This is a genomic window from Bacteroidota bacterium, from assembly GCA_016711505.1.
Lineage (GTDB): Bacteria > Bacteroidota > Bacteroidia > AKYH767-A > 2013-40CM-41-45 > JADKIH01.
Window position 1 is genome coordinate 249625 of sequence record JADJSV010000017.1, and the last position, 16224, is coordinate 265848.

Below are 16224 nucleotides of genomic sequence, written 5' to 3' on the forward strand. Positions count from 1 at the left end.
AACTATTCTGATATTCTTTCCCTTTTTAAAAAAATATAATCAGAAACTAATGGTGAAATCCCGTTTAACTTACACTCAGTAGCTATCTGCGCTCTGTGATAAGTTGAATGATTCACAACATGAAATAAAATATCTCCGGAAGTACTTATAAATGTTTCACCTTTTGAATTTGTATACTTAATTTTTTCATCAAAATTTTGTGACTGTAGAATTTCAAGTGTTTTTAAAAAATTAGACAGATCATACTTTTCAAGTTCTTCATATGAATGAATCTCCCATACTTCAAAAGGTGTTTCACCTGTAATTCTACTGTTCCAGATCTGATGTGCATTTATAATATGATTAATCAACTGAATTGACTTTTCTGAAACCCTGTCCGAATTTTCAGTTAAGAGTTCTATCAACTTCTGATTATAGTGATGGCTGTACTCAAATAACTCTTTGAAAAATGCTTTCATATGCTTTTAATATTAGATTGGTTCAACACCAGAGGGCTGAAATTTATGAAAATTGTTTGTTTCAATTTTACAATATTGACTCAGAAATCAAAAATTCACACAATTATTTGAATTCCATTCACCAAATCACCCCGAAGTGTTAAAATAATGATTATACTTGTGTATAACTAGTGGTTCTTTGATCCGGATTCCGCCCGGGAGCACATATTAAATAGTTTTTTTTGCAGTGATTAAGATCAAGAAGTATTATTTCCAGGCAAATGAATTCGCTAGAAACAGTTAACGGTTTTCAATTTAAAGAATTTTGGGAATAAAAAAAATGGGGAAATGAAAGGGAAACAATTTACATTGAAAGAAGGGTTAGGTGAACTGTCAAGAATAAACAAGGAACAAGCCGATATTCTTAATACAATTCCAACAAGTATCGTTTTGCTCGATAAAAATGGAATCATTATTAAGGTAAATCAAAAATTAATCCTTGCAGGGAGGGAAACTGGAATCCCTGAAAATTTTATTTATCCGGGAAAACACTTTTCGGCTATCATTGAAACCTCACTCGATTCCGGCAAGGAAACTGTTGAACTAATTTCAGAAGGAATTCAGGAAATTCTTTCACTGAAGAGCGACAATTTCAAAATAGAATATAGAGGAATTTCAATTTCAGAAATCAGATGGTACAAAATGGAGGTGCATCCACTTACCGGAGTTACGGATGGCGAAATTGTTATCATGCGGTCTGAGATCACCGATCAAAAGCGCACTGAAGAAGAAATGAAACTTCTGATCAATAATACAGAAGAGTCATTTATATTATTAGACAAGGATCTTAAAATTGTTTCATTCAACAACCAATTTCAAAATTTGTATAAAAAATATTTAAGACTACATGTTAAGAAGGGCGACTTTATAATAAATTATGCGCAACCCGATAGAAAAAAAGCTGTTATGGAAATTTATCAACGTGTCTTAAAAGGCAATGTTGAATTTTCTTCAATTGAAATTCCGATTTCTGAAACAGAAATCAAATCATTTTCAATGAAGTTTAATCCAGCCAGAGATAATTTCGGAAACATCTTTGGCGTATTCGTGACGGCGGCAGATATTACAGAAATAAAACAAGCAGAGCTTCTGAAGGAATTTGAAAAAAGAGATAAAGAAGCACTTATTAATAGCACAGATGATCTCATTTGGAGTGTATCCAAAGAATTCAATCTTATTGCAGCCAATAATTCTTTTCATAATAGTTTGAAATATTTTAGCGGCAAAACACTTCAAGCCGGTGACAATTTATTGCAGGAAGGAGTTTTTCCAGATGACTTTCTTAAACTTTGGAAAAGTTTATACTTGAAAGCATTGGATGGCCAGACTTTCAAAACTGAGATCTTTACTGATTCTGCCATTAGAGGAAATGAAATGTGGACAGAAACCAGTTTCAATCCAATATGGAATGACAGCAAAGTTGTTGCGATTGCATGCTACTCCAGAAATATTACTGACAGAAAAAATACTGAAGAAAAGATCAAGCGTAATGAAGCATTACTGGCAGAAGCGCAAAAACTTGCAAAATTAGGTAGCTGGGATTTCGATTTTAAGGCAAACAAATTAACATGGTCTGAAGAACTTTATAATGTTTTTGGCATTAACAAAGACACTTTCATTCTCACTCATGATTCATTTGTAAAATTAATCGATCTTGAATATAGGGAACTTGTAGTAAAAAATTGCGATAACACACAGCATACAGGCGAACCTTTCTCAATTGAATATACTATTTCTGACGCTTTTGGTGAACAAAAATTTATTCAGGAAAGAGGTTATGGCAAAAAAAATAAATCCGGAGAAGTTGACAGGATGTTTGGAACAGTTCAAGATATAACTGAACAGAAAAAAGCCGAAGAAAAACTTATCAATACTTCCAAAGAACTACAACGTGCATTGAATGATTTGCATAAAGTGATGGATTCATCACTGGATGTGATCTGTGCTGTAAACGAGCAAGGTTATTTTGTCAAAGTAAGTGCAGCCTGTAAAGCAGTATGGGGATATTCGCAGGAAGAAATTATCGGAAAACAAGTATTCGATTTAGTTTTTTCGGAAGACCATGAAAAGACCAGAAAAATTGCCAATAAAGTAATGTCAGGCACTAACATTTCTCACTTTGAAAATAGATATGTTCGTAAAGATGGTTCCCTTGTGCCAATTTCATGGGCAGTAAGGTGGGATCCGGTTGACAAAATAAGATATGGTGTTGCCAGAGATATTACAGAGAAGAAAAGACTTGAAAGTGCTTTTGAAACTGAGCGACTACAGTTTTTTGATCTCTTCTCAAAAGCACCATCAAGTATGGGATTTTTAAAAGGCCCGGATCATGTCTTTGAAATGGCAAATCCTCTATATCTGCAGCTTATGGGCAAAAAAGATATCATTGGCAAAACTGTGAAAGAAGTTGTGCCGGAAGTTGAAGAACAAGGTGCAATCGCTATGTTGGATCATGTATACAGAACCGGTGAAACATTTACTGCAAATGAAATGCATTTTCGCTTCGATAAATATAATAATGGAACTTTGGTTGACCATTTTCTAAACCTTACTTACCAGGCGCATAAAGGAAATGATGATAAAATTGACGGCATTCTGTTTTTTGCTGTAGATGTTACAGAGCAGGTTGTTTCTCGTAAAAAGATAGAAGAAAGTGAAGCCAGATTAAATGAGGCTCAAGCTTTAGCAAAAGTTGGTAACTGGGAAACAGATCTGGAGTCATTGCATGTAACCTGGTCAGCAGAAACATTTCGAATTTTCGAAATCGATCCAGCAGAATTTCAATCCTCTCACCCGGCTTTTATTCAATATGTACATCCTGATGATGTAGAAAAAGTAAACAATGCATTCTTTGAATCATTTCAGACAGATTCTGTTAACTCAATTGAACACAGAATCATTACTCCAACAGGTCATGAGAAAATTCTCGAAGAAAGATGGCAAATAACAAAAGGTAAAAACAATAAACCAATTCGTGCAGTTGGTACTTGTCAGGATATTACTGAAAGGAAAATTGCTGAATTAGAAAGATCAAAGATCACCAACGACTTAATTCAACGAAACCGGGATCTGGAACAGTTTGCTTTCATCATTTCCCATAACTTGCGCGCACCTACTGCTAACATAATCGGATTCGCTGAAAATTTATTAAATGAATCGCTGACCCCGGAAGAAGAAAAAGATTTTTTAAAGGGGTTATCTATTTCTGTTGATCGCCTCGATAATGTAATAAAAGATTTAAATAAAATTCTTCAGGTCCGTCGCGAATCTGATGGAAAAAAAGAAATAATTTCTCTTCAAGGTTTAGTGAATGACATTTCAATTAGCATTGAAAACTTAATTGATAAGTACAATGTCATCTTTAAAATAGATTTTTCAAAAGTTTCAGAAATTTATAGCTTGAAAGGATATCTACATAGTATATTTTTCAACCTTATCAGTAACAGTATAAAATACAGAAATCCGAATGTTGATCCCGTTATTGAAATAAGCAGCAGTTCTGAAAATGGAAAAATTAAAATTATCTTCAAAGACAACGGATTAGGAATTGATCTTAAATCTAAAGGGGACAAGATCTTTGGTTTATACAAACGGTTTCATTCTCATGTGGAAGGAAAAGGACTTGGCTTATTTATGGTAAAAACTGAGGTAGAGTCCCTCGGAGGTACGATCAATATTATGAGTGAGCCTGACAAAGGAACAATGTTTACGATTGAATTTCAATCTCAAAACAAATCATCATGAAAACACTTATTAAACAATTTTTAATTGTAGATGATGATCCTCAGAACAATTCTCTCTCCAGAATGGCTATCAGAAAAGTTTTAGGAAATGTTCCGGTAAAAGATTTTGAAGTACCTGAAACCGGATTGGAATATATTGGAAAAGATTTCGAAACCGGAAGCAGTGATGAAAAAACAGTTTTACTTCTCGATATAAACATGCCTACCATGACCGGCTGGGAGTTTCTTGAAGAGTTTGACAAATTAAACGAGAACATTAAAATGCAGTTTCAAATTTATATGCTTTCTTCATCCGTAGATCCATCCGATATAGAGCGTGCTACTTCTAATCCGCTTGTTACAGATTTTATTGAGAAGCCTTTGAATAAGGAAGCTTTGGAGAGAATGTTTGGGTGAAATGAAAAATGAATTTTTATATAAAATAAATTTTTTAATGAAATTTCAAAATAAAAATAAAACACTAAGACCACTAAGTTTTTAGCACAAGAGCACAAATGATGCATTTTTCATAAGTGCTCTTGTGCTAAAAACTTAGTGAACTTAGTAATCTTTTTCTCTAAATTATTTCTGAGGATTTTCGTTAAAGCTCATCATCCAGTTAATTCCGAATTTGTCTTCACACATTCCAAAGTAATCGCCCCAGAATGTTTTGTTCATTGGCATCGTTACTTTTCCGCCCTTTGACAGACCATTGAAAATTTTATCAGCTTCATCTTTTGATTCTGCATTGATGGAGATCGAAAAATTATTTCCCTTTATATATGAGGCTGCCCACTCACCGCCGGTATCACTGCCCATAAGCGATGTATCTTTGCCTACAGGAAGAGAAATGTGCATGATCTTATTCATCATTGCATCCGGCATTGGTGGTTGACCTTCCTGTGGTGGCATATCCTTAAAACGACCCACATAACTAAAATCACCTCCAAAAACTGATTTGTAAAACTGGAATGCCTCTTCGCAATTTCCATCATAATTAAGATAAACATTTACTGATGCCATTGTAGTCTCTTTTTGAGTTAGGGAACCAAAATTAGTAATCTATCATCAGAAATCAATAAATTAATGCGAAATGAATCATTTTTGAACCTACATAATAAAGTAGTGTTTTCATCAATTTTCTATCAGAAATCACCATTCGCTGCTTCCATACTTTTCGCTAAAATTCCCCTGAATAGGGTAAAAATTACACCATTTTAAATGTAATTCCTACGTGAAATGTCAATTATTATGCAGGAATACAATTTGCAGTACTGAAAATTAAAAAACAACAATGAAAAAATCACTCAATATTTTGTTTGTGGCAGTTGTCACAAGTTTATTCTTCGCTTGCGGGTCAAGCAATACCGATAGTGTCGAACAAGCAAACGACATGAACGATAAAAAAGACTCATCAGGTTCTATGATGACCATAGATGATAATGATGCTAAATTTCTTGTTGAAGCTAGCGATGCAAGCATGATGGAAATTGAAGCCGGAAATCTTGCTCAACAAAAAAGCACAAACAAGTCTGTTGTTGATTTCGGTAAAATGATGTCTACTGAACATGCTAATGCAAATACTGAAATTCAATCAGTAGCATCAATGAAAAGCGTGACTATGCCAACTTCTATGAGCGAAGATCATATGAAAAAAATTAACGACCTCCGTGAAAAATCAGGAAAAGACTTTGACAAAGATTATATGTCAATGATGGTCGACGGACATAAAAAAGTTATAAATGATTTTGAGAAAATGTCAACTGATGCAAAGGATGATGACATCCGGGCACTGGCTGCAAAATTACTCCCTACGCTTCGTACACATCTTGAAATTGCAGTTAAGATCGAAGATGGTCTTAAGAAGTAATTAGTGAAATGTTTAGTTAAGATGGTTTAATTGGTTAAAGGAGTTTATGGTGTTGTGGTAGACCTTAAACTCCTTTTCCAATTTTTTTTATTTAACCACATCATTCGTCATTCTATCAATTGAACGACGCCAGTTATTATAATCAGAAACTATCCTTTTTAAGTCTTCAAATTTTAGATTATTATTCAAAATATTTTCAGAAATTTCAACATTATCACCAAAGTAGTCAGATAGCTGCTTTTTGCCTGTTGATTCGTACAGTGATTTTTTAAGTTCAATTGGTTTTGCACCTTGAATTTTCACAATAAAACGGTCTTCCGCAGTTTCATTTCCTTCAAAGATCGTTAGCTTAGCAAATCCGTCAACAAGAATTTTGCCCTTGTCTTGTCGATGTAATGAATCAACCTGGCCAAAAGTTATTTGAGAAATAAGTATTGAGAGTATTATGAGGATTTTTGCTTTCATAAATTGTGTGAGTTAAAATATGCAAGATAAGTTCTTTATTTTATACTTATTTCAATTGACTTGATTATACAGCGATTCTGCCTTAATTCAATAAATTCACTTTTCAATTTTAAATGATATTAATTTCTGAACATCGTTCACAAGTGTTTTATCAGTAACAGATATTCTGATACCGCGCCCTTCTGAATATACTTTTGCCGACTTCAATTCATTCATTATCTCTGATGAAATCTTGCTTTTCAGAATTGAATCTGTAGCTTTTTGACCAAACACAAAAGCTACTTTAAAATATTTGTCGCGAGGCAGCAAATAAATGATCACTCTTTTTTTATCGCTTATCCGAAAACTCCAGCCAAATTTTTCACTTGAAAATTTCCATTCATCAGTCGAATCCGGAGCAACTTTTTTCACATATTCTCTTAATTTATTCCACAAAACATAAGTCGACCCTAATGCAATTTTTAAATCAGCATCACCGGGAGTTTTTGTTTTGTCAGTAAAAATGCTTTTCATTTTAATTTTTTTATGGAAAAATTATTAAACGATCTGTTATCATATTTGACAACACCACCGGCAGTTCCAAACCAGATGTTTCCTTCCTTATCTTCGGTTATCCCAAAAACCTGTTTGTCAATTTCTCTAAGTCCTTCAATAAGGCTATTGTTTTTCGAAATTACTTCTGTAAAGTTTTTGCCATCGAATTTAGTTAATGCGATGTCCGGGCTATTTGCACCACCGCCACTGAACCACAGTATCCCTGCTCTGTCTTCGTAAATATTGCCGGAAAAATTTGTTGTAATGTTAGAAATGTTTTTTCCATCAAACCGGTCAATTCCTTCCCGGCTACTGATCCAGATCTTTCCTGTCCTGTCAGAATGAATAAACCGGACATTATAAAATGAATCACCTGTTGCATTTTTAAAATTTGCAAATGTCCCATTGTTGAAAATACTGATTCCGCTATGAGTACCTATCCAGATCTTTCCACTTTGATCCAAAGCAAGCGCCTGGACTGAATTTCCACTTAAACCTTGATGCGTAGTATAATTTATAAATGTATTGCCACTATAGCTACTTAATCCCTGATCTGTACCAAACCAGATGTTGCGACTATTATCTTCCAACATAGAAAAAACAGTATTCCCGGCAAGATGGTCGGCAGTTGTTATATTGATAAAATTTTTTCCATCGAATTTATAAACTCCGGCACCAACAGTTCCAAACCATAAGTTACCGGACCTGTCTTCCAGAATTGAGCAAATATGAAATTGCCTGAGTCCGGCCTTTAAAGTATAATTAATAAAATGTTTGCCATCATAACAAATGATCCCTTCCCAACTTGCCAGCCAGATATTCCCATTTCTGTCATTGAGAATATTACGCGTAATACTATGCGGTGCATATTCAGAAATAGTGTCCAGGTTTTGTTCAAATGCAGGATCGCCATCAACCTTACTATTCATTTTTTCAATTTCATGATTCGGATTTTCATCTTTCAAAACTGTTTTATCCCCGGAAGTGCAGGAATAAATAAAAATTAAAAAAGTATAAATGATTAACCTGATAATAAACGAAGGAGAATATTTACTATGTTTAAATGTAACCATAATGCATAGGGCTATTGCCAATGAAGTTACAAATCTAATCCAATTTCGAGAAATGCCTTTACTCCATTTTACAAATTCTTGTTATTAATTTGTTATTGTAAAAAAAGAAACTCTCCGGAATTCTATAAATTAAGCTTTAAATTAAAAGAAACTGATTTTTCACCAGAACTTTCATCTCCTTGTTACTCTTATAAAATTTATTGGATATTGGGAAGACATTATCTAAATTTATGACCATGAACAGATTTTGGCTAATCGTAATTACTTTACTCTTTCAAAACACACTCTTTGCGCAACGTGAATATAATACCTGCGATTCAACTCAATTCATTTTAAATAATGACACAACTATAATTGCCGGTAAAAGAAATTTGTACGTATATACCAATTCTGTCACAAGTCACTTGTATGATTTTTCAACTTCAGATACAAATCAATATATCCGGGACTTTGATATCGTAAAGCCGGATTTGTGGTTTACAGTTGTCGGAAGCAGATACATTGGAGGCCTCACGCAATTATATAAAAGCATTGACCACGGACAATCATGGAATATAGACACCGCTCACTTCAGTGCAAGCAATGCGCAAACTGTTAGTTTTAATTTTTTAAGATCGATAAATAATTTGCAACATATCAATGGAGATACACTGATCATGTTTATGCATTATTATGAATCCGGCATTATTTATTCTACCGATGCCGGCAATACATGGACAAAATGGTTTGATAATTTAATAGTGCATTATCAGGGAATGCTGACCTGCAACGACAGATATTATCTCTATAGTTTCGAAGGAGATGCCTTTCGTCCGTGGATGTTCGGTTTCGACAAAAACCTGCTTTTTACACCCGATACAAATGGCGCATGGAATTCGTTTTTGCTTTCGTCGAATCACCCTCTCTGTTCTACCGCAAATGATACCGTCAACTGTATCTATGCACCAACTAGTGGTTCGCGTTGCGATCAGTATAATTATTTTAAAGATTTCATTGATTCGGTTTGCATTTCCTCAGACATAAATCATTTTGAGAATGCGCTTTTCCATATCTATCCAAATCCTGCGACGAATTACCTTACCGTAAATGTTTCGTTGTTCGAACCGGCAAGTATTTCTATCTACAACTTATTTGGCAATATATTGTCAACTACTTCAATAAGTAAACCGGATTCTGAATTTATTATTGATGTAAAAGATCAACCGGCAGGAATGTATATTTTACAATTAAAATCAAAAGGGAAAATTTATCAGATAAAATATATCAAGATTTGATTTTTTATTTTTCAGGTTAAGATTAGTTTTTCAACAGTGCTAATTGCCCGCTATGATAAGAAAGATGACTTATACGTGTGATCATGACATTTAATTTATTGCGATGAGGTTCTTTTGCAAAATCTTCAGCAGATATTGAATTGTGTTTCTCAAACCATTGTTCAGGGGTTAAACTTTCAAACTTTTTATTCAGAACTTCATTCTGCTTTCTCCACATTTCACGAAGTTCTTTTGCAGAAGGTATTGAGCTTGTTGCTTTGTCAGGGAATTTAATAAATGGCTCTTCCAATTGTGGAAATAATTTATCTCCTAAATTTAAAATGGGCAACATGTCATCATGGACAGCTATAAGATGACCGAATAAATAAATTCCGCGGTTCTTTCCGGGTGCTACTTCCTTTTCCAGTTTTTCATCTGAAACTGAATCCAGAATTGTATCAAATACTTTTAGTAAAGAATACCATCTGTCTAATACCATTTTGACCATTATTTGATTTGCTTCCATGTTCGTTTATATATTTCTGAATTAATAGTTATTCTGAATCATTAGAGAATTACACTAAATATCAGAATCATTTGAGGTATAATGTAGAAATAATTAAACATAATCCAAAAACTAATAAAGTTTGTCAAAAAGTAATTTTAAAAACAGGTTTTATTTAATGATTACTCAATCTTCTTGGTTTCTGTATTGGAGTCGCCCAGCCTACTGCAACCTGAAACTATTCAGGATCTTTTCTCCAACATCCTGATATTTGTCAAATTGATCCTGCTCGCATGTCAAAGTAAGAATGTACGCTTTCCCTTTCTTCACAAAAATGTCTTGTTCAAATTTGTATTTAGTTTCGCCTTCATTTCCGGTATAATAAATTTTATGATACTCCGATTCACCGCTCAATTGCCGTTCACTTTTAACTATAGAACTTCCCGGAATTATATTCTTGATCTGAGTTTCAGAAATTGTAATGTACTGATCCATATTCATACCATCCGGAATATCCTGTACTAACAAATTTACATTCTCCCGGACTTTATCGTTTTCAGAAAGTGCAGGCGACAGAATCATAAAGCTCATTCCATTTTTTTTGGATTGATCAAGATCCCAATTCGCGGGATAATGGATAGAATAATTATTTTCTGTAAGCGTTTTCCAGTCTTTTTCGTTTTCACCTATTTCCTTTTTAGAATTTCCACAGGAAAATAAAGCGAACAATAAAACCGACAATGCGGATAAATGAATGATTTTCATAGATTATGTTTTTAATTAATTAATGTGGTTTAGTCCGAATATGAATCGGAACCAAAATTTTTAAATAAAGAATCGTACCAGAAGGAAGATCGTTAGGGTGTAATTCGCAGAAGACGGGCGGGATCGTTGGGGTGTAGTCTGCAGACTACACCCCAACGTCCAAGCCGGAAGCTGTATGCTGTTAGGCGAATCTTAAGCGACATTACTTCTGCTGTTTCAATGACTCGAACACTGAGCGTGATTCCGCCGGGGGCAATGGAAAGAAACTGATAATAAAATTTTCGTTTTAATTTCCCGGACGAAGTCTGTGCACGGCGCATTGAAAGTGTGTTTTTTAATAACAAGACTTCGTCCTGCAGAATGTTTCAATTACAGTTTGTAATTAATTAGGAAGAGTTTAATAATTGAATGTTCTTTCGGTATACAGATTAAATATCAACACTTTTCTCTTCTTGATATTCAAATGAGTTTGATTTATAAGCCTGCAACTCAGGTTTAAACTCATTGAGAGAAAAAGGAATGAGTTTTGCACTACAGAACAGTCACTCAGGAGGAAACTTTTCGCAAATTTGGTAGACAGCATGCAGCTAGGTGATTTTTTAAGCGACATTATCCGGGAATATTCCCGTTTGCAAAGGGAATATTCCCGTTAAAAATATTTAATTCATACTTCACATAGTATTTCCATCCTAAAAAAGAAGCACTACCTTTGCAAAACCGACTCACACACGGTTTTCGTACTTTTCAAAAACACACACAATGAAAAAAATCTATCACTCCGCCACATGTACTACCTGCCAGCGTATTCTTAAAGACTGGAAACCCGGAAATGATGTAATTTTGCAAGACATCAAAACTGAACCGATCACCGCTTCGCAGATCGATGAAATGAAAAATCTCGCAGGGACATATGAATCGTTGTTCAGCAGGATTGCTATTAAATACCGCGGAATGGGATTGAATGAAAAAACATTAACGGAAAAGGATTATCGTAAACACATCCTGGACGAATACACTTTTTTGAAACGGCCGGTGATGATTCTGGACGACAAAATATTTATTGGCAACAGCAAAACAAATGTTGCCGCAGCTAAAGCTGCTTTGAATAGATGAATTCAAATACAAAGCTCACGTTGCAGCGTTCTCTGCTAATCTTATTTATGGCGTGAATTTCAGTGTCGCCAAGATCGTTATGCCTGCCATGATCAAACCCGCAGGATTCGTTCTGTTACGGGTCTTCTTCGCAACACTACTTTTTTTCTGATGCGATTCCTTTATAAAGTTTCTATTCAGAAAATGGAACGGAAAGATGTTTTCCGGTTTTCCTCCTCGGACTTTTCGGAGTTGCCATCAATCAGCTTTTATTCTTCAAAGGACTTTCTCTTACTTCCAACATCAATGCTGCTCTCATCATGACGAGCAATCCGGTCATGGTTGTACTCATTGCCGGTATTCTCATCAGCGAACGAATCACTTTGATCCGGCTTATCGGAATTTGTCTTGGGGTGATCGGTGCCGTTTCCCTCATCACCATGAGTCAGAAGCATGGAGTCGGTTCATTTTCAGGGGATTTGATGATTTTTATCAATGCCGCATCTTACGCTGTATTCATCGTTATGGTAAAACCAATGATGAAAAAATACGATCCGTGGTTCGTTCTCAGCTGGACGTTCTTCTTCGGATTGCTCATCGTCGCTCCTTTTGGTTTTGAAGATGTACTTGCTATTCAGTGGGAAGCGTTCACTGCAATCCACTGGTCTGCAATCATTTTCGTGATCTTCTTCACAACTTTTCTGGCTTATTTGCTCAATACTCTGGCCCTCAAAGAATTGAGTCCGGCCATCGTGAGTTATTACATTTACCTGCAGCCGATCTTCGCCACACTCATCACACTCTATATAATGCATGAACCCATAAAGTGGATTCACGCATTCGCTTGTGTGCTGATTTTCACAGGTGTGTATCTGGTATCGAACCCCACATTTGGCAAAGCGAAATCTTAAGCTAATTTTGCCTCACCATTTTTTAAACTAAACCCATGATCCGCTCAATGACCGGTTTCGGTACCTCGTCTATCGAATTTGAAAACAAAACCATTTCCGTCGAGATCAAATCGGTCAACAGCAAGTTCATGGATCTTAACCTCCGCCTGCCTTCCTCCTATAAAGAGAAGGAAATGGAACTTCGCACCGATCTCGCCCGCTTCATCGAACGCGGAAAATGTGAAGTGGCTTTTTCAGTTGAATCGCAAGAGGCTGCAAAGAAAACTGTCATCAACCGTCAGCTCGCAAAAGCATATTTCGAAGAACTCAAAATGCTCGATGCTGAACTTGGAATCTCTACTCCGAATTATCTGCAGATCATTCTTCCTTTACCGGATGTAATGATGAACGATAAAACTGTGTTATCGGAAGCCGAATGGAATGCTGTTCAAAAAGCAATGAAGCAAGCATCTGATGCATTTCAGAAATTCCGTTTGAATGAAGGTGCAGCTTTGCAAAAAGATATTGAACAACGTTTGCAGGCAATACTCGATGGACTGAAAGAGATTGAAAAATTCGAAGCAGGAAGAATTGAACTTGTTCGCAAACGTCTGCAATCGAATCTTGAAGAATTTATTCAACTCAATAACATCGACAGAAACCGTTTCGAACAGGAACTTATTTTTTACATAGAGAAATACGATATCTCCGAAGAGAAAGTGCGTCTGAAAAGTCATTGCGATTATTTCGTGAAGACAATGAAAGACGATCCATCAGCAGGAAAAAACTTTCATTCATCGCACAAGAGATCGGAAGAGAAATAAATACCATCAGTTCCAAAGCAAATGATGCCGATATGCAGAAGTCTGTTGCGATCATCAAAGACGAACTGGCAAAAATAAAAGAACAGATACTGAATGTAGTCTAATGGGGAAAGAGAATAAATTACTTTTATTCTGCGGACCATCGGGCAGTGGTAAAACTACCATCGTTCATGATCTGCTGGCGTCAGATCCCCGGTTGAAATTTTCTGTTTCAGCTACTACACGAAATAAACGCGCGAATGAAACTGATGGTGAAGACTATCATTTTATTTCTGTTGAAGAATTTAAACGCCGGATCGCAAACGATGAATTTGTTGAATGGGAAGAAGTGTATACGAACGGCTACTACGGTACATTAAAATCTGAAATAGAAAGCATCTGGTCTGAAGGAAAAATTCCTGTCTTCGATGTTGATGTTGAAGGTGGAATAAATATCAAAAGTATTTACGGTGAGCAATTGCTTGCTGTCTTTGTTCGTCCACCTTCGATTGAAATCCTTCATCAGCGTTTGAAAGCAAGAAATTCCGAAACTCCGGAATCATTTAAAGCAAGAATAGCAAAAGCAGAACATGAGTTAACCTATGCTGATAAATTCGATCATATTATCGTTAATGATACGTTGGAGAAGGCCCTGGAAGAGGCGCATCGGTTGGTTAATGAATTTGTGAAGGTAACGGTGAAAGGTGAAAATTAGGACAATGTGAATGCTTAAAATTTAACACAGAGAACACTAAGAAAAACAGAGAGTACACTAAGACATATCGAAAAGAGGAAAAAGTTTCAATATAGTAAACAGTGCTACTTACTACTCACCAATTACTACTCACCAAAAAAGAATGAAAATAGGTCTCTTCTTCGGCAGCTTTAACCCCATCCACAACGGCCACATGGTCATTGCAGGGTATATGTCAGAATTTACGGATCTGGAACAGGTATGGTTTGTGGTGTCGCCGCATAATCCACTGAAGTTAAAACAAACTTTACTGCAGGATTATCACCGGCTGAGTATGGTGAAGATCGCTATCGGCGACTATAGAAAACTAAAGGCATCCGACATCGAATTTAAATTACCGAAACCTAGTTACACAATAAATACACTCGTACATTTGTTTGAGAAATTTCCACAGCATCAGTTTGCTCTGATTATGGGCAGCGATAACCTGGATAGTTTTGCAAAATGGAAAAACTACGAACAGATCCTTGAACAAGTCGAACTCTATGTTTATCCGAGAAAAGATTCAACAGAAAATGAATTCACTACTCATCCGAAAGTAAAGATCATCCCTGCGCCACTGATGGAAATCTCTTCAAGCTTCATTCGTGAAAGTATAAAAGCAAAGAAAGATGTAAGATATATGGTACCGGAGAAAGTGTGGGAGTTTTTGGAGGAGATGAATTTTTATAGGTAATGTTGAGGTTAAAAGTCAAAAATCAAAAGGTCAAAGGTCAAAGGTCAAAGGTCACTTTGCGAAAGTTTGATCAACTTAAAATTAACGAAGAAAGTAACATGTGATTATTTCGAATTACGAATCTCGAATTACGAATTACAAATTACAAATTACAAATTAATAACCAAAAATGTCAACAACAAAATACAAATTCGGCACCCGTGCAATTCATGCAGGACAAGAACCTGATCCATCAACAGGAGCTATCATGACTCCTATTTACCAGACTTCTACTTACGTTCAGGAAAGTCCGGGGAAACATAAAGGTTATGCTTATGCACGTGGTAAAATCCGACGCGGGTGGCTTTGGAAAAATGTATTGCTTCTCTTGAGAATGCAAAACATGGTTTGTGTTTCTCGAGCGGACAAGGTGCTGAAGACGCTATTATCAAATTACTTCGTCCCGGTGATGAAGTGATTGCTACTGATGATCTGTATGGCGGTTCATATCGTATGTTCACAAAAGTGTTCGCTCACTTCGGAATCGTTTTCATTTCGTCAACATGGATAATGTGAACGACATTTCGAAACACATCAATGCAAAAACAAAAATGATCTGGCTCGAAACGCCGACGAATCCGTTGATGCGTATCATCGACATCAAGGCAACTGCTGAGATCGCAAAGAAAAATAATCTGATACTTGTTGTAGACAATACTTTTGCATCACCCTATTTGCAAAATCCACTGGACCTTGGTGCGCATATCGTTTTACATTCAGTTACAAAATATATCAATGGTCACTCTGATATCGTTATGGGTGCGACATGCACTAACGACGATAAGATCCAGGAAGATCTTGCTTTCATTGCCAACTCATGCGGCGCAACGCCGGGACCGCAAGATAGTTTTCTTGCACTGCGCGGAATAAAAACATTACACGTTCGTATGGACAGACATTGTGAGAATGGCAGAGCAGTTGCTAATTTCCTGCGTTCACATCCGAAAGTTGATGCCGTTCATTGGCCGGGATTTCCTGATCATCCGAATCATGAAGTTGCAAAAAAACAAATGCGTGACTTCGGCGGAATGATCTCATTTACTCTGAAAGGAAATTCTATGGAAGAAGCATTCCGTATGGCTTCTGCAACGAAAGTATTTTCATTGGCAGAATCGTTAGGTGGTGTTGAATCTCTAATCGGTCATCCGGCATCAATGACGCATGCTTCGATTCCAAAAGAACTTCGTGAAAAATCAGGTGTACTTGATTCGTTACTGCGGCTGAGTGTTGGGATTGAGGATGAGAGTGATTTGATTGAAGACCTGCGGCAGGCGATTGGATAGTAG

The 16224-nt window shown here is 36.0% G+C and carries 17 protein-coding genes and 1 pseudogene; 11 read left to right on the top strand and 7 right to left on the bottom strand.

The window, feature by feature from the left end:
• Positions 1–2 precede the first annotated feature (2 nt).
• Positions 3–458, bottom strand: a complete 456-nt coding sequence (locus IPL24_14645; GenBank protein MBK8364847.1) for a damage-inducible protein DinB — start codon at positions 456–458, stop codon at positions 3–5.
• Positions 459–785: 327 nt separating this feature from the next.
• Here IPL24_14645 and IPL24_14650 point away from each other — a divergent pair, with 327 nt between their 5' ends.
• Both IPL24_14650 and IPL24_14655 read left to right on the top strand, forming a co-directional pair.
• A complete protein-coding gene (locus tag IPL24_14650; protein MBK8364848.1) occupies positions 786–4241 on the top strand; it encodes a PAS domain S-box protein in 3456 nt (1151 codons plus the stop codon).
• An 8-nt stretch (positions 4242–4249) separates the two neighbouring features.
• Positions 4250–4636 (top strand): response regulator, encoded by a 387-nt coding sequence (locus IPL24_14655; protein ID MBK8364849.1) that lies wholly within the window; start codon positions 4250–4252, stop codon positions 4634–4636.
• 165 nt (positions 4637–4801) lie between these two features.
• Here IPL24_14655 and IPL24_14660 read toward each other — a convergent pair whose 3' ends face one another.
• The gene (locus IPL24_14660) at positions 4802–5242 is read right to left on the bottom strand and encodes a VOC family protein (GenBank protein ID MBK8364850.1); all 441 of its coding nucleotides are present in this window, start codon (positions 5240–5242) and stop codon (positions 4802–4804) included.
• A gap of 271 nt (positions 5243–5513) precedes the next feature.
• Between IPL24_14660 and IPL24_14665 the strand changes: the two genes are divergently transcribed.
• Positions 5514–6089: a DUF4142 domain-containing protein gene (locus IPL24_14665; protein MBK8364851.1), complete on the top strand. Its 576-nt coding sequence runs from the start codon at positions 5514–5516 to the stop codon at positions 6087–6089.
• 87 nt (positions 6090–6176) lie between these two features.
• On the opposite strand, the gene IPL24_14670 is transcribed toward IPL24_14665, so the two are convergent.
• The 3 genes from IPL24_14670 to IPL24_14680 all read right to left on the bottom strand — a co-directional run bounded on the left by IPL24_14670 (position 6177) and on the right by IPL24_14680 (position 8017).
• Complete coding sequence (locus IPL24_14670) at positions 6177–6554, bottom strand: hypothetical protein (GenBank protein MBK8364852.1); 378 nt, start codon at positions 6552–6554, stop codon at positions 6177–6179.
• 96 nt (positions 6555–6650) lie between these two features.
• Positions 6651–7067, bottom strand: coding sequence for a DUF3788 domain-containing protein (locus IPL24_14675; GenBank protein ID MBK8364853.1), 417 nt, complete (start codon positions 7065–7067; stop codon positions 6651–6653).
• Positions 7064–8017 (bottom strand): hypothetical protein, encoded by a 954-nt coding sequence (locus tag IPL24_14680; protein MBK8364854.1) that lies wholly within the window; start codon positions 8015–8017, stop codon positions 7064–7066. The genes IPL24_14675 and IPL24_14680 overlap by 4 nt, the downstream gene beginning before the upstream one ends.
• A gap of 380 nt (positions 8018–8397) precedes the next feature.
• Here IPL24_14680 and IPL24_14685 point away from each other — a divergent pair, with 380 nt between their 5' ends.
• Positions 8398–9435, top strand: coding sequence for a T9SS type A sorting domain-containing protein (locus IPL24_14685; GenBank protein MBK8364855.1), 1038 nt, complete (start codon positions 8398–8400; stop codon positions 9433–9435).
• A 22-nt stretch (positions 9436–9457) separates the two neighbouring features.
• Here the strand turns inward: IPL24_14685 and IPL24_14690 are convergent, their stop codons facing one another.
• Positions 9458–9940 carry a DinB family protein gene (locus tag IPL24_14690; protein ID MBK8364856.1) on the bottom strand — a complete coding sequence of 161 codons (483 nt, stop codon included), beginning with the start codon at positions 9938–9940 and terminating at the stop codon, positions 9458–9460.
• Positions 9941–10141: 201 nt separating this feature from the next.
• On the bottom strand, positions 10142–10684 hold the full coding sequence (locus IPL24_14695; GenBank protein ID MBK8364857.1) for a hypothetical protein: 543 nt from the start codon (positions 10682–10684) through the stop codon (positions 10142–10144).
• A gap of 759 nt (positions 10685–11443) precedes the next feature.
• On the opposite strand from IPL24_14695, the gene IPL24_14700 reads away from it, so the two are divergent.
• The 7 genes and pseudogenes from IPL24_14700 to IPL24_14730 all read left to right on the top strand — a co-directional run bounded on the left by IPL24_14700 (position 11444) and on the right by IPL24_14730 (position 16221).
• A complete protein-coding gene (locus IPL24_14700; GenBank protein ID MBK8364858.1) occupies positions 11444–11797 on the top strand; it encodes a hypothetical protein in 354 nt (117 codons plus the stop codon).
• Between the two features lie 236 nt (positions 11798–12033).
• Positions 12034–12687: a DMT family transporter gene (locus IPL24_14705; GenBank protein MBK8364859.1), complete on the top strand. Its 654-nt coding sequence runs from the start codon at positions 12034–12036 to the stop codon at positions 12685–12687.
• A gap of 35 nt (positions 12688–12722) precedes the next feature.
• Positions 12723–13490 carry a DUF1732 domain-containing protein gene (locus IPL24_14710; protein MBK8364860.1) on the top strand — a complete coding sequence of 256 codons (768 nt, stop codon included), beginning with the start codon at positions 12723–12725 and terminating at the stop codon, positions 13488–13490.
• Positions 13403–13594: a DUF1732 domain-containing protein gene (locus IPL24_14715; protein ID MBK8364861.1), complete on the top strand. Its 192-nt coding sequence runs from the start codon at positions 13403–13405 to the stop codon at positions 13592–13594. The genes IPL24_14710 and IPL24_14715 overlap by 88 nt, the downstream gene beginning before the upstream one ends.
• Complete coding sequence (gene gmk / locus IPL24_14720; protein MBK8364862.1) at positions 13594–14184, top strand: guanylate kinase; 591 nt, start codon at positions 13594–13596, stop codon at positions 14182–14184. Before IPL24_14715 ends, gmk begins: the two co-directional genes overlap by 1 nt.
• Positions 14185–14326: 142 nt before the next feature.
• The gene (locus IPL24_14725; GenBank protein ID MBK8364863.1) at positions 14327–14899 is read left to right on the top strand and encodes a nicotinate-nucleotide adenylyltransferase; all 573 of its coding nucleotides are present in this window, start codon (positions 14327–14329) and stop codon (positions 14897–14899) included.
• A 169-nt stretch (positions 14900–15068) separates the two neighbouring features.
• Positions 15069–16221 (top strand): annotated as a pseudogene (locus IPL24_14730) (cystathionine gamma-synthase).
• Positions 16222–16224 lie beyond the last annotated feature (3 nt).